The 13,622-nt window shown below is 63.5% G+C and carries 12 protein-coding genes; all 12 read left to right on the top strand.

What is annotated here, in order from left to right; translation table 11 throughout:
• The first annotated feature begins 136 nt into the window (after nucleotides 1–136).
• Complete coding sequence (locus tag JCM17207_RS08285) at nucleotides 137–2,563, top strand: transglycosylase domain-containing protein (protein ID WP_238317143.1); 2,427 nt, start codon at nucleotides 137–139, stop codon at nucleotides 2,561–2,563.
• Between the two features lie 177 nt (nucleotides 2,564–2,740).
• Nucleotides 2,741–3,181 carry an ACT domain-containing protein gene (locus tag JCM17207_RS08290; RefSeq protein ID WP_238317144.1) on the top strand — a complete coding sequence of 147 codons (441 nt, stop codon included), beginning with the start codon at nucleotides 2,741–2,743 and terminating at the stop codon, nucleotides 3,179–3,181.
• A gap of 67 nt (nucleotides 3,182–3,248) precedes the next feature.
• Nucleotides 3,249–4,484, top strand: coding sequence for a homoserine dehydrogenase (locus JCM17207_RS08295; protein WP_238317145.1), 1,236 nt, complete (start codon nucleotides 3,249–3,251; stop codon nucleotides 4,482–4,484).
• 19 nt (nucleotides 4,485–4,503) lie between these two features.
• A complete protein-coding gene (thrB, locus tag JCM17207_RS08300; protein ID WP_238317146.1) occupies nucleotides 4,504–5,409 on the top strand; it encodes a homoserine kinase in 906 nt (301 codons plus the stop codon).
• Between the two features lie 91 nt (nucleotides 5,410–5,500).
• The gene (locus JCM17207_RS08305; RefSeq protein WP_238317147.1) at nucleotides 5,501–6,700 is read left to right on the top strand and encodes an aspartate kinase; all 1,200 of its coding nucleotides are present in this window, start codon (nucleotides 5,501–5,503) and stop codon (nucleotides 6,698–6,700) included.
• Nucleotides 6,701–6,896: 196 nt separating this feature from the next.
• Nucleotides 6,897–7,733 (top strand): M15 family metallopeptidase, encoded by an 837-nt coding sequence (locus tag JCM17207_RS08310; RefSeq protein ID WP_238317148.1) that lies wholly within the window; start codon nucleotides 6,897–6,899, stop codon nucleotides 7,731–7,733.
• A gap of 51 nt (nucleotides 7,734–7,784) precedes the next feature.
• Nucleotides 7,785–9,065, top strand: a complete 1,281-nt coding sequence (locus JCM17207_RS08315) for a M16 family metallopeptidase (protein WP_238317150.1) — start codon at nucleotides 7,785–7,787, stop codon at nucleotides 9,063–9,065.
• Entirely contained in the window at nucleotides 9,058–10,371 is a 1,314-nt protein-coding gene (gene yfmH, locus JCM17207_RS08320) for an EF-P 5-aminopentanol modification-associated protein YfmH (protein WP_238317152.1), read from the top strand. The genes JCM17207_RS08315 and yfmH overlap by 8 nt, the downstream gene beginning before the upstream one ends.
• Nucleotides 10,368–11,420, top strand: a complete 1,053-nt coding sequence (gene lgt, locus JCM17207_RS08325) for a prolipoprotein diacylglyceryl transferase (RefSeq protein WP_238317154.1) — start codon at nucleotides 10,368–10,370, stop codon at nucleotides 11,418–11,420. Before yfmH ends, lgt begins: the two co-directional genes overlap by 4 nt.
• A 207-nt stretch (nucleotides 11,421–11,627) precedes the next feature.
• A complete protein-coding gene (rplU, locus tag JCM17207_RS08330) occupies nucleotides 11,628–11,939 on the top strand; it encodes a 50S ribosomal protein L21 (protein WP_238317156.1) in 312 nt (103 codons plus the stop codon).
• 14 nt (nucleotides 11,940–11,953) lie between these two features.
• Complete coding sequence (gene rpmA, locus JCM17207_RS08335; RefSeq protein WP_238317157.1) at nucleotides 11,954–12,205, top strand: 50S ribosomal protein L27; 252 nt, start codon at nucleotides 11,954–11,956, stop codon at nucleotides 12,203–12,205.
• Between the two features lie 132 nt (nucleotides 12,206–12,337).
• Nucleotides 12,338–13,621 carry a GTPase ObgE gene (gene obgE / locus JCM17207_RS08340; protein ID WP_238317159.1) on the top strand — a complete coding sequence of 428 codons (1,284 nt, stop codon included), beginning with the start codon at nucleotides 12,338–12,340 and terminating at the stop codon, nucleotides 13,619–13,621.
• The last annotated feature ends 1 nt before the right edge of the window (nucleotide 13,622 follow it).

A 13,622-nucleotide genomic window follows, 5' to 3' on the forward strand; every position in this document is an offset into this window, starting at 1 on the left:
GGCCCGGCCCGCACAAGGAAAAGGAAAAGAGTAGGAGGCGGTTTGTATCGCAACCAATGAAACACGCAAGATCCACCGCAGCGACGATGACGGACGCGCCCGCCAGCCGGCCGCGTCCGCTGGGCGGAGAGTCAATGTGAGCCACAGCAGACGGGATACCTCGGGCCCATCCGGCGGCCAGCCCCCAAGGCCCCAGAAACCCCAAAAACCCAAGAAGAAACACCCCATCCTCAGCGGGTTTTTCAAGTTTATCGCGGTGATGCTCTGCATCGGCATTATGGCGGGCAGCGCCCTGACGGTGGGCGCCGTCTACTATGTGGTCCAGGCCACCGCCAACGACGGCGATCTGCTGGATCTGGACAACATCGAGCTGAGCCAGTCCAGCGTAGTGGTCTGCACCGACCCGGACACCGGGGTGCAGGTGGAGTATGCGGTGCTGAAATCCAGCAACAGCCACCGGATGTGGACCGACCTGGAGAATATCCCCGTTTACCTTCAATATGCATTCATCTGCACCGAGGACAAAGATTTTTACAACGAGCCGGGCTTCAACCTCAAGCGAACCATCGGCGCGATGATCAACGAGTATATTCTCCCCATTTACAGCTCCAAACAGGGCGCGTCCACCATCGAGCAGCAGCTGATCAAAAACCTGACCGATGACGACAGCGCCAGCGGCATCGAGGGCGCTCTGCGCAAACTGCGCGAGATCTACCGCGCCTTCAACCTCTACCGCAATTATTCCAAATCCACCATTCTGGAGGCCTATCTCAACACCATCAGCTTTACCGGCACCATCCAGGGCGTTCAGACGGCGTCCATTGAGTATTTCAACAAGGACGTCAGCGAGCTGACCCTCTGGGAGTGCGCCACCATCGCCTCCATCACCAAGAACCCCACCAACTATAACCCCCGCACCAACCCCGAAAACCTGATCAACCGGCGGAATTTCCTGCTGTACAATATGTGGGATCAGGGCATCATCACCGAGGAAGAGTACCGCAACGCGGCGGCCCAGCCCCTGGTGCTGGCGGAGGAGGACGAGAACACCGTCTCCACCACCACCTCCAACAACTCCTACTTCACCGACGCTTTGTTCCAGGAAGTGGTCAAGGCCATCCAGGAGAAGGAGGGGGTCAGCGAGGCCACCGCCCAGAATATGCTCTATACCGGCGGCTACACCATCGAGGCAACGGTGAACCCCAAGATCCAGAGCCAGATGGAGCAGCTGATGCTCAACACCGGCGACCAGTATTTCCCCGCGGGCTGGCACGAGGAGGCAGTCTCCTCCCTGTCGGATGACGACGTGCCCGTGCTCAACGCGGACGGCACCCCCAAGACCACCGTGGCGGAGGACGGCACCGTGACCTATTACCGGAACGTCCGCACCCAGGCGGCCATGGTGATGCTGGATTACGACGGCAACGTGGTGGCCATGGTGGGCGGCCTGGGCGAAAAGACAAAGGACCTGACCCTCAACCGTGCCTACGATGTGACCCGGCAGACCGGCTCCACCATCAAGCCCATCGGCGCCTATGCCCTGGGCATTGAGTACGGCCTGGTCAACTGGTCCACCATGCTCAACAACTCGCCCCTCTACCTCAAGAGCGATATGATCATCCGGGACGACGACTACTGCCGCCGCAACGGCCTGTCCGGCCTGTCCGACCAGGCGCTGAAAGCTTATCCCAACGCCTGGCGCAGCTGGCCCCAGAACTACGGCGGCAACTACGGCGACAACAAGGATGTCCCCCTGTGGAACGGCCTGGCCCGCTCCCTGAACACCATCGCCGTCCGGGTGGGCGACCTGGTGGGGGCAAGCACCATCTTCAACTTTGTCTACAACACCCTCCAGCTGGATACCCTGGACCCGGTCAACGACGTAGGCCTGGCCCCCATGGTCATGGGCAGCCAGACCCACGGCGTCACCCCCCTGGCCCTGGCCGCGGCGTTCCAGATCTTCTATGACGGCCAGTACACCACCCCCCAGCTCTACACCCGGGTGCTGGACCGGGACGGCAACATCTATCTGGAGAGCAACGCCACCAGCTACCAGGCTCTGACCCCCCAGACCGCCACCATCATGAACCAGCTGCTCCAGAACGTTCTGTACAGCAGCGTGGGTACCGCAGCCGGCCGCTATCCCACCACCGGCGGGATGCGCTCCTTCGGTAAGACCGGTACCGCCAGCGACGAAAAAGACCTGTGGTTTGTGGGCGGCACCCCCTACTATGTCACCGCCGTGTGGTGGGGCTACGACGCGCCCTATGACATGACCAAGACGCTGGGCAGCCAGGCCAAGACCCGCACCTGCGTGGAAGCCTGGAAAGCTCTGATGAACACCGTCCAGCAGGGCTACGAGTATAAGGAGTTCCCCATGGCGGAGGGCGTGGTCCAGCGCAGCTACTGCACCGAGAGCGGTCTGCTGGCCAGCGGCGCCTGCCCCAGCACGGCTGTGGGTTACTACAAGGCCGATGATCTGCCCGCTGTCTGCAACTACAATCACAGCGGCGGCATTATCTCCAGCCAGGAGCCGGATACCACCGGCATCGACACCGACTGACACCGGCCGGCGGCGGGGAAAAGTATGAGTTTTTCGTCGAAATGTCTCAATTCCGGCGAGGAACCCCCGCTTCACTCAAGTGAAAACTGGCAAATCTGCCAAAAACGCATCCGGCCTCTTGCATTACAGGGGGCCGGATGCTATTATATTCACCACGAGAACACTTGTGCTTGAGAGGTGAACAGATTGGACCGCCGTTTCTATCTTGTAGACGCCCAGGTGCTGCCGGAAGTCTTTTTGAAGGTGGTGCGGGCCAAGGAGCTGCTGGCCAGCGGCGAGGCGCGGAATATTTCGGCCGCCACCCGCAGCGTAGGGCTGTCACGCAGCGCATTTTATAAATATAAGGATTGTATTTTTGATTCAGAGAATGGCCGGGAGCTGATTACCGTCATGGCGACTTTGCGGGACGAGACCGGCGCGCTTCAGAGCCTGCTGGCCGCCATCAGCGCGGCGGGGGCCAGCATCGTCACCATCAACCAGTCCACGCCCGAGAACGGCGCGGCTCTGGTGGCGGTCACCATCCGCACCGACACCATGCAGATGACCCCCGACGAACTGACGGAGAAACTTTCCCGCCAGCGCACCGTGGTCAGCGTCCGGTGCGGGTACGACCTGTGAGGCCCCAGCACCCCCGCGGCGGGCCTCGGTTTTGAGATTGGATTTTATCAGGAGAGAGGGAACGAGAATGGCTAAGATCGCAATTTTAGGCTTCGGCACGGTGGGCAGCGGCGTCTATGAGGTTCTCTGCCGCAACGCAGCAGGGGTCTCCCGCCGGGCCGGCGAACCGGTGGAGGTCAAGTATATCCTGGATGTGCGGGACTTTTCCGACCGGCCGGACGCCCACCTCTTTGTCCGGGACATCGGGGTGATCCTCTCCGATCCGGAGGTGCGTGTGGTGGTGGAGACCATCGGCGGCACCCGCTTTGCCTACCCCTACGTCAAGAGCTGCCTGGAGAGCGGCCGCAGCGTCTGTACCTCTAATAAGGAGATGGTGGCCACCTACGGCGCCGAGCTGCTGGCCCTGGCCAAAGCCCACAACTGCGCCTTCCTCTTTGAGGCGTCGGTGGGCGGCGGCACCCCCATCATCACCCCCATGCACCAGTGCCTGTCGGCCAACGTCATCAGCGAGGTGCAGGGCATCGTCAACGGCACCACCAACTTTATGCTCACCAAGATGGTGCGGGAGAATATGAGCTTCGACGAGGCCCTCAAGATCGCCCAGGAGCTGGGCTACGCCGAGACCAAGGACCCCGGCGACGACGTGGACGGCCGGGACGCCTGCCGCAAGATCGCCATTCTGTCCTCCATGGTTTGCGGGCACCACATCTACCCCCAGAACATTCCCACCCGGGGCATCCGGGATATCTCGGTGGCGGATGTGGAGGCCGCCCGCAAGCTGGGCTGCGTCATCAAGCTGATCGCCTGGATGAAACACCGCCCGGACGGCAGCGTGGCCGCCGGGGTGGAGCCCTGCCTGGTGCCCAAGTCCAACCAGCTGGCCGGCGTGGACGACGTCTTTAACGCCGTCATGGTCCGGGGCGATATGCTGGGGGATGTGGTCTTCTACGGCAAGGGCGCGGGCAAGCTGCCCACCGCCAGCGCCGTGGTGGCCGACGTGGTGGACGCTTTGAAACACGGCGTCAAGATTCACGACAGTTTGTTCTGGAAACCGGCTGAACCGGTGGACGGAATGCTCACCGATCCCACGCCGGCGGCATACTATGTGCGTGTGGCGGGGGTTGCCCCGGCGGTGATCGAGGCCATCTACGGCTACGGCCGTCTGGTGGCCGAGCGGTACGACGGCTGCTCCTACTTTGTGGAGCGGGCGGACGAGAAAGCCCTGGCAGCAGCGGCCAAGAAGGTCGAGGCCATGGGCGGCGCCGTCAAGCTGGTGCTCCGCCGCCTGCCCGAAGAGGGCTGACATCAGGGGAGACGAGACGATGAAAATTAAGGTATCCGTTCCGGCCACCAGCGCCAACGTGGGCTCCGGCTTCGACGCGCTGGGCCTGGCCGTGACCCTTTACAACACCGTAACCTTTGAGGAGAGCGATAAACTGGATATCTCGTCGGCGGACGGTACCCGAATCCCCCGCAACGAGTCGAATCTGGTCTACCGCTCGGCGCGGGTCCTGTTCGACCGGGTGGGCAAAAAGATGCCCCCCCTCAAGATCGTCCAGACCAACCCCATCCCCATGGCCCGGGGGCTGGGTTCCTCCTCGGCCTGCATCATCGCGGGCCTGCTGGGGGCCAACCGGATGCTGGGGGAGATCCTCAACACCCAGGAACTTTTGACCCTGGCCACCGGCATCGAGGGGCACCCCGACAACGTGGCCCCGGCTCTGCTGGGCGGTCTGACCTCCAGCGTCTTTGAGGACGGCCAAGTCTACTCGGTGAAACGGGATGTGGACCAGAGCCTCTGCTTTGCAGCGGTGGTGCCCGACTACAAGCTGCTCACCGAGGCGGCCCGGGCGGCGCTGCCCGCCCAGGTGCCCCACAAGGACGCGGTGTATAACCTGTCCCGGGCGGCGCTGGTGCCCGCGGCCTTCTGCGAGGGGCGGCACGATCTGCTGGCCATCGCCACCGAGGACCGGCTGCACCAGCCCTACCGGCTGCCGCTGATGCCCGGCGCCAAAGAGGTCTTCGCCCTGGCGAAGGACTGCGGCGCCAAGGCGGTTTATGTCTCGGGCGCCGGCAGCACCGTGATGGCGGTGGCCGAACGGGCCGATGCCGAGGCGTTTTACGCCGGGCTCCAGCAGGGCCTCGAGGGGCTGGAAGGGCTGGATGGATGTGAAGCATTTACACTGCTGCGCCTGGACGCGGACAACGTGGGCGCGACGGTTGAATGAATAGGGAACAGGAAGTCCAGGCGGACGTTTGGCGCTTCGGTCCCTGGTGGAACCCCTTGGTACAAGGGAGAAAAAGAGGAGAGTGACAAGTATGGCGTTGATCGTACAAAAGTTCGGCGGTTCGTCTGTCCGAGACCGTGACCGTATTTTCAACGTGGCCCGCATCGTGTCCAACACACGCAAAGCGGGGAACGACGTGGTGGTGGTTGTCTCGGCACAGGGCGACACCACCGATGACCTGATTGAAAAAGCAAAGGAAATTACCCACAATCCCTCCGCCCGCGAGATGGATATGCTGCTGGCCACCGGCGAGCAGATCAGCATCGCGCTGCTGACCATGGCCCTCAACGAGCTGGGCTGCAATGCCATCAGCCTGACGGGCTGGCAGGCGGGTTTCCGGACCGACCGGGCCTACACCAAGGCGCGGATCACCCGGCTGGAGACCGAGCGCATTTCCTCCGAGCTGGAGCGCAACCGCGTGGTCGTGGTGGCGGGCTTCCAGGGCCTGAACAAGTCCGACGACATCACCACCCTGGGCCGCGGCGGCAGCGACACCAGTGCGGTGGCCATTGCGGCGGCGCTGCACGCCGACCGCTGCCAGATCTTCACCGACGTGGAGGGCGTCTACACCGCGGACCCTCGGAAGGTGCGCAACACCCGCAAGCTCCAGGAGATCACCTTTGACGAGATGCTGGAGCTGGCGTCCCTGGGCGCACAGGTGCTGAACAACCGCAGCGTCGAGCTGGCCAAAAAATACAATGTGGAGCTGGAGGTGCTCTCCAGCCTGAATCCGGTGCCGGGTACCGTGGTTAAGGAGGTTGCAAACGATATGGAAGGTATGCTGATTAAAGGCGTCGCAAAAGATACGGACGTCGCTGTTGTCTCGATCCTCAATGTTCCCGATGAGCCGGGCATGAGCTTTAAGATCTTCGGCCTGATGGCCCAGAAGAACATCAACGTGGACATCATTCTCCAGTCCACCGGCCGCGAGGGCAAGAAGGACGTCATCTTCACCTGCTCCGAGGGCGACGCCGAGCTGGCCGTCCGCACCCTGAAGGAGGGCGCACGGTTCACCGAAGTCAGCTGCGACCGCACCTGCGCCAAGGTGTCCATCGTGGGCGCCGGCATGCAGAGCCACAGCGGCGTGGCTGCCAGCATGTTCGAGGCTCTGTCCAACAACAACATCAACATCCATATGATTTCCACCAGTGAGATCAAGATCTCCTGCATCATCGACCGCGACGAGGCCGACCGCGCCGTTGTCGCCATCCACGATATGCTGTTCCGCTGATCCCGAGTCCATCCAACCGCTGTGTTCCGCACAGCGGTTTTTTGTTTTTGCGGGGGCGGAACCGGCGGGGCGGCGGGTTTTCCATTTACAGAGGGCGGAAAACGCGCTATAATAATAAAATGCCGTAATTCTGCGGGCCGGTTCCGGCCAGATCCCCCTGCAAAAGGGCCCGCAATCCTGCAATAAGGGGAAAAGAATGGAGCAAAACAAACAAAACACCACGCCTGCCGGCCGCCCCCGGCCCCGGCTGACCAAAGCCCAGTGGCAGGCCCGGCGCCGCCGGCGGATTCTGCGCCGGGTGCGCAACTGGGTCCTCTTTCTGGCGGCCTGCGGGGCACTGGTGGCCCTGATGACTTCGGGGCTGCTGTGGGTGCTGGGCCAGGCCCGGACCCTCTTGGCCGGGCCGGAGGACTACCAGCCGGTGGCCTATGATTTGTCGGAATATATTTTCAACGGGGACGATCCCTACCTTGTATTGGTCAACAACAACCTGCCCCTGGACGCCGAGACCCAGCCCACCCTGGCCGAAGCCGCCCCGGGCATCCAGCTGGAAGCTGAGGCCGCCGCTGCCTGGCAGGCCATGGACGCCGCCGCCCAGGCCGACGGGGTGGAGCTGATTCTGGTGTCCGGGTATCAGGACGCCGAGACCCGCCAGGCGGCCTATGACGCCCGGGTGGAGAGCTATCTGGAAGAGGGCCTCTCGGAGGAGGAAGCCGCCCAGCGGGCCAAAACCGTCACCCCGGCCCCCGAGGGCAACGAGAGCGGCACCGGCCTTTCGCTGGAGCTCCTCTCGGACGGCTACGACAGCCTGGACACCGGCTTTGACAACACCGAGGCCTACCGCTGGCTGACGGCCTACGCCGCCGAATACGGGTTTATCCTGCGGTGGCCCGCCGACCGCCAGCTGGCCACCGGCATGGTCTACCAGCCCTGGCGCTGGCGGTATGTGGGGGCCGAGAACGCCCGGGCCATCCGGGCCAGCGGCCTTTCGCTGGAGGAGTTTTTGGCGCTGTACCAGCAAAACCAAGCCTGACTGACATAAAAAAGGGCCCGCGCCGAGTGCCCGGGCCCGGGAGGACAAACATTGGAACGTATACAGATCGCGCCGGGGGTACACCTTTCCTGTGACCCGGCCGAAAAATTCAACCGCTGCCGGGTGAGCATCCATTTCCTGTTCCCGGCCCGGCGCGAGACCGCCACCGCCCACGCGCTGCTGGCGCTGGTGCTGGAACGGGGCTGGGCGGGCTGCCCGGACATGACCCAGCTGACCAAGGAGCTGGCCCGCCTCTACGGCGCAGACCTGACGGTGGACGCCCGGCCCATGGGGTGCAGCCACAACCTCTGCATCAGCGTCACCGGCATCAAGGACCGGTTCGCCCTGGCGGGGGAGCGGCTGACCGAGGAATACGCCCGGCTGGCCTTGGGCGTGGCCTTCCACCCCTATCTGGTGGAGGGGAGCTTTGACCCCGAGGCCGTGGCCATCGAAAAACAGATGCTCAAGCAGGCGCTGGAGGACGAGCTGAACGACAAGCGGCTCTACTGCATGCGCCAGGCGGTGCGGGAGTTCTTCGGGGACAGCCCGGCGGGCATCCGGCAGGAGGGCTATCTGGAAGAGGTGGAGGGCCTGACTCCCGCCGACCTGATGGCGGCCTACCAGGAGATGCTCCGCACCGCCTCCATCGAATTGATGGTGCTGGGCTGCACCCCCGAGCAGACCGCCGCCGTGCGGGACGCCCTGCTGGCCGAGCTGGCCCGGGTGGACCGGGCGCCGGTGCCCCAGCCGGGATTTATGGCCATGCCCCGCCAGGCCCCCCTGCGGAAAGTCGAGACCTTCGACCTGGTGCAGGCCAAGCTCTGCATGGTGTTCACCCTGGGCCGGCCCCTGGATCTGCGGGAGATCCCGGCGGTCCGGCTGGCCATGGCCCTCTACGGGGGCAGCGCCACCAGCCGCCTGTTCTTGAACGTGCGGGAGAAGATGCACCTGTGCTATTACTGCTCTTCTTCCTTCCAGAGTTATACGGGGAGCATGGTGGTCAACAGCGGGGTGGAGCACGCCGACGCGGCCCGGGCCGAGCAGGCGGTTTTGCAGGAGCTGGCCGACCTGTGCGACGGGCCCATCCAGGACGACGAGCTGGAGGACTGCCGCCGGGGCATCCTCAGCGCCATGCAGGGGGTGGAGGACACCCTGGGCGGAATCGAGAACTGGTATTACAGCGAGATTGCCCGGGGCGAGGAGCTCCTCACCCCGGCCGAGGCCCGGGCGGCCCAGTGCGCCGTGACCAAGGACCAGGTGCGGGAGGTTCTGCGCCGGTTCAGTCTGTCGGTCAGCTACCTGCTGACCCGGAAGGAGGACGCCGATGTCTGAGAAACGCTCTGCCATTGAAGCATGTGCCGCCGACCAGTGGCACACCCTGCCCTCGGGGCTGACGGTGATTGTCCGGCCCATGCCGGGCTACTCCTGCACCCACGCCATTCTGGCCACCCGGTTCGGCTCCATCGACCGGTATTTCCGGGTGGGGGAGAAGGAGATCCGCCTGCCCGCCGGGGTGGCGCACTTTTTGGAGCACAAGATGTTTGAGGACGAGGACGGCGACGCCTTCGCCAAGTTTGCCCGGACCGGGGCCAACGCCAACGCCTTCACCAGCTTCGACCGCACCTGTTATCTCTTCACCGCCACCGAGCAGGTGGACGAGAGCCTGGATGTGCTGCTGGGGATGATCGCCCACCCCTATTTCACCCCCGAGACCATCGCCAAGGAACAGGGGATCATCGGGCAGGAGATCAAGATGTACGACGACAGCCCCGACTGGCGGCTGATGACCGGCCTGTTTGAGGGGATGTATCACAGCCACCCCATCCGCAGCGACATCGCGGGCACCTGTGAGAGCATCGCCGAAATCACCCCCGAGATGCTCTATGACTGCTGCCGGGCCTTCTATGCGCCGGGGAATCTGGTGCTGGCGGTGGCGGGCAACGTGACCATGGACCAGGTGCTGGCGGCCTGCGGACGGAGCGGGCTGGCCGAGCCCCGCCCCGCCGAGACCCCCCGCCGCCTCTGGGACGAGGAACCCCTGACCCTGGCCCAGCCGGAACAGACCCTCACCATGGCGGTGTCCAAGCCCTGTTTCGGCATCGGCTTCAAAGAAGAACCCCTCCCCTCGGGGGATCTGCGCACCGAGGCCCTCTACGACCTGGTGTGCAGCTGCATCTGCGGGGGAATGTCCCCCCTCTACCGGCGATTGTACGACGCCGGACTGGTCAACCCTGACTTTGGGGGCGCGGTGCTCCGGGTGGACGGCTGCTGCTGCTTCCTCTTCACCGGCGAGAGCGAGCACCCCGACCAGGTGCGGGATCTGCTGCTGGCGGAGATTGAGCGGGTGCGGGCCGCCGGGGTGGACGAGGAAATTTTCACCCTCTGCAAAAACGAAAAGTACGGCCAGCTGATCGAAAATCTGGAAAACGTGGAGGACTCCGCCAGCCAGATGGCGGACTTCGCCCTGGCGGGGCAGACGGTGGCCCAGCAGATCGGGATGCTGGCCGGCCTGACGGCGGCAGACGCCAATCGGGCGCTGGAAACCATCTTCCGCCCCGAGCGGATGGCTTTTATCAAGATTCTGCCGGACGGCAGCGCCTGTGCAGAAGATGCGGACCAAATGGAGGTAGAAGAATGAGCACAACGGTTACTTTCCCGGGGCTCGGGCTGGAGTTCGAGATCGACCGGGTGGCCTTCAGCATTGGAGGGTTTAATGTTTATTGGTACGGCGTCCTGATCGCCTGCGGGCTGCTGCTGGCGCTGGCCTTTGCCTTCCGGCACTGCACCGAGTTCGGCGTGGACGGGGACGCCATGGTGGATGTGGCCTTCATCGGGGCGGTGCTGGGCGTCATCTGCGCCCGGATTTATTATGTTTTGATGTCGCCTTACGGCTTCGACAGCCTGTGGGATGTGGTGAACATTCGGGGCGGGGGCCTGGCCATCTACGGCGGCATCATCGGCGGTCTGGGCTTTGGGGCCCTGGCCTGCAAATGGCGCAAGCTTCCGGTGCTGCCCATGTACGACCTGACCTGCATGTGCTTTCTGATCGGGCAGGGGATCGGCCGCTGGGGCAACTTCGTCAACCAGGAGGCTTTCGGCTACAACACCACCCTGCCCTGGGGAATGTACAGCGAGGCTACCCGGGCCTATCTGATGAACGGCGCCGTGACTCTGCCCGCCGGGATGACGATTGACCCCAATCTGCCGGTGCACCCCACCTTTTTGTACGAGAGCATCTGGTGCCTGGCCGGGTTTGTGATGCTCTGGCGCTATATGAAAAAGCGCCGGTTCCACGGCGACATCGCCCTGCGGTATCTGATCTGGTACGGCCTGGGCCGGTTCTGGATCGAGGGCCTGCGGACCGACAGCCTGCTCTTGGTGCCCTCCATCGGGCTGCGGGCCTCCCAGCTGGTGGCGGCCCTGGCCGTGGTGGGCGGCATCGCGCTGGAGATTTTCTTCCGCCGCCGCACCGCCGGCAAACCCCTGATGGTCAAACTGGCCGTCAGCGCCGAGAACCGCGCCCTCCAGAAAAAGCTGGAGCAGAAAACCGGCAAACCCGTCCCGGTGGAAGAGCCGGACGCCGTGCTGGAGGCAACCCAGCCCCGGGCAAAATTCCTCGAACAGACGGCGGAATACAACGCCTCCCTCAAGACCCGGCTGGAGGCTGAGCTGGCCCAGGCGGGCTGATCGAAGCAACGTTGGAAACCGGCCCGGCCGCCCATGGCCCGGGCCGGTTTTTGTGGGAGAAATTTCGCCAAACAGCGCAAATTCCCTCTTGCAATCCGACGAAATTTCTGCTATAATAATTCAGCCGCTTGGTGTAGGCCGCTAAATGGCCCCGATGAATGGGCCTGCCTTTATGACCAGCGAGTACAAGGAAAAGGAATGAATCACATGTACGCAATCATCGTTACCGGCGGTAAGCAGTACCGCGTGGAGCAGGGCGACATCGTCTACATCGAGAAGCTGGACGTTGAAGCTGACTCCGAAGTGAAGTTCGATCAGGTCCTCGCTCTGGGCGAGGAGGGTTCGGTCAAGGTTGGCGCTCCCGTTGTTGAGGGTGCTTCCGTCACTGCCAAGGTCATCAAGAATGGCAAGGGCAAGAAGCTGAACATCATCACCTATCGCGCAAAGAAGCACAGTGCTCGCCGTATGGGCCATCGTCAGCCCTACACCAAGGTTGAGATCACTGCGATCAACGGCTAAGGAGGAAGTTTACAATGGCACATAAAAAGGGCGTAGGCAGCACTAAGAACGGCCGCGATTCCATGGCTCAGCGTCTGGGCGTGAAGCGTGCCGATGGCCAGAAGGTCCTGGCCGGCAACATCCTGGTTCGTCAGCGCGGCACCCACATTCAGCCGGGTGAGAACGTTGGCATTGGCAGCGATGACACCCTGTTTGCTCTGGTGGACGGCACCGTCCGTTTTGAGCGGGTGGGCAAGACTGGCAAGAAGTGCAGCGTCAAGCAGTAACTTCTTTTCAAAACTGCAAACCAAAGAGCCGGACCATTTTGGCCCGGCTCTTTTCTGTGATTCTGTGAGTGAATAAATTTCGGCGCGCCGGGGCTGCTGGCCTTTGCGCGCAGCCAAAACGGAGGGACCCAAATGGCAGCACAAACCAACTTCATCGACATCGCCACCATCTGGCTCCACGCGGGCAAGGGCGGCGACGGCGCCGTCAGCTTCCACCGGGAAAAATTCGTGGCCGCGGGCGGCCCGGACGGCGGCGACGGCGGCCGGGGCGGCGACATCATCTTTGTGGCCGACGACCATCTGTCCACCCTGATGGACTTCCGCTATAAGCGCAAGTACACCGCCCCCGAGGGCGGCAAGGGCGGCGCCTGCAACTGCCACGGCAAAAACGCCGAGAACCTGATCATCAAGGTGCCCCTGGGCACCGTCATCAAGGACGCGGCCAGCGGTCTGGTCATCGCCGACCTGTCCGACCACGAGCCGGTCACCGTGGCCAAGGGCGGCCGGGGCGGCTATGGCAACGCCCATTTTGCCACCCCCACCCGCCAGATCCCCAAGTTCGCCAAGCCCGGCATGCCCGGCGAGGATATCCAGGTGACCCTGGAGCTGAAATTGATCGCCGACGTGGGCCTGATCGGTTTCCCCAACGTGGGCAAATCCACCCTGATCTCCACCATCAGCGCGGCCCGGCCCAAGATCGCCAACTACCACTTTACCACCCTGGTGCCCACTCTGGGCGTCGTCTCGGTGGCCGAGGGGGCCAGCTTTGTCTGCGCCGATATCCCCGGCCTGATCGAGGGCGCCAGCGAGGGCGTGGGCCTGGGCCATGACTTTTTGCGCCATGTGGAGCGCTGCCGTCTGCTGCTCCATGTGGTGGACGTGTCGGGCAGCGAGTGCCGCGACCCCAAGGACGATTTCGAGAAGATCAACGCCGAGCTGGCCCAGTTCAGCCCGGTGCTGGCCGAGCGGCCCCAGATCGTGGTGGGCAACAAGTGCGACCTGGCCACCGAGGAGCAGATCGAGGAGTTCCGCCGCTATGTGGAGGAGAAGGGCCTGACCTTTGTGCCCATCTCCGCCGCCACCATGCAGGGGGTCAAGGCCCTGCCCGGCCTGGTGTACAACCGGCTGAAGGATATCCCGCCGGTGCCCGTCTTTGCGGCCGAGTTCAAGAAGGCCGAGGAGAAGCCCGGCAGCCGGAGCTTCTCCATTATGCGGATGGATGCTCACACCTGGTCCATCGACGCCCCCTGGCTGGAGCGGATTCTGGCCGGCAGCAACGTGGACGACTACGAGAGCCTGCAGTACTTCCAGCGCCAGCTGGGGGAGAGCGGCATCCTGGACGCCCTGGTGGAAAAAGGCGTCTCGGAGAACGACACCATCCTGATCGGCGACTACCAGTTCGACTATATCTTCTAAG

The organism is Faecalibacterium gallinarum (genome assembly GCF_022180365.1).
GTDB lineage: Bacteria > Bacillota > Clostridia > Oscillospirales > Ruminococcaceae > Faecalibacterium > Faecalibacterium gallinarum.

Excerpts from the sequence above, each read along its gene's own strand:
- JCM17207_RS08295 (WP_238317145.1), top strand. The coding sequence starts at position 3,249 with ATGGCTAAGATCGCAATTTTAGGCTTCGGCACGGTGGGCAGCGGCGTC.
- thrB (WP_238317146.1), top strand. The coding sequence starts at position 4,504 with ATGAAAATTAAGGTATCCGTTCCGGCCACCAGCGCCAACGTGGGCTCC.
- JCM17207_RS08305 (WP_238317147.1), top strand. The coding sequence starts at position 5,501 with ATGGCGTTGATCGTACAAAAGTTCGGCGGTTCGTCTGTCCGAGACCGT.
- JCM17207_RS08310 (WP_238317148.1), top strand. The coding sequence starts at position 6,897 with ATGGAGCAAAACAAACAAAACACCACGCCTGCCGGCCGCCCCCGGCCC.
- yfmH (WP_238317152.1), top strand. The coding sequence starts at position 9,058 with ATGTCTGAGAAACGCTCTGCCATTGAAGCATGTGCCGCCGACCAGTGG.
- lgt (WP_238317154.1), top strand. The coding sequence starts at position 10,368 with ATGAGCACAACGGTTACTTTCCCGGGGCTCGGGCTGGAGTTCGAGATC.
- rplU (WP_238317156.1), top strand. The coding sequence starts at position 11,628 with ATGTACGCAATCATCGTTACCGGCGGTAAGCAGTACCGCGTGGAGCAG.
- rpmA (WP_238317157.1), top strand. The coding sequence starts at position 11,954 with ATGGCACATAAAAAGGGCGTAGGCAGCACTAAGAACGGCCGCGATTCC.
- obgE (WP_238317159.1), top strand. The coding sequence starts at position 12,338 with ATGGCAGCACAAACCAACTTCATCGACATCGCCACCATCTGGCTCCAC.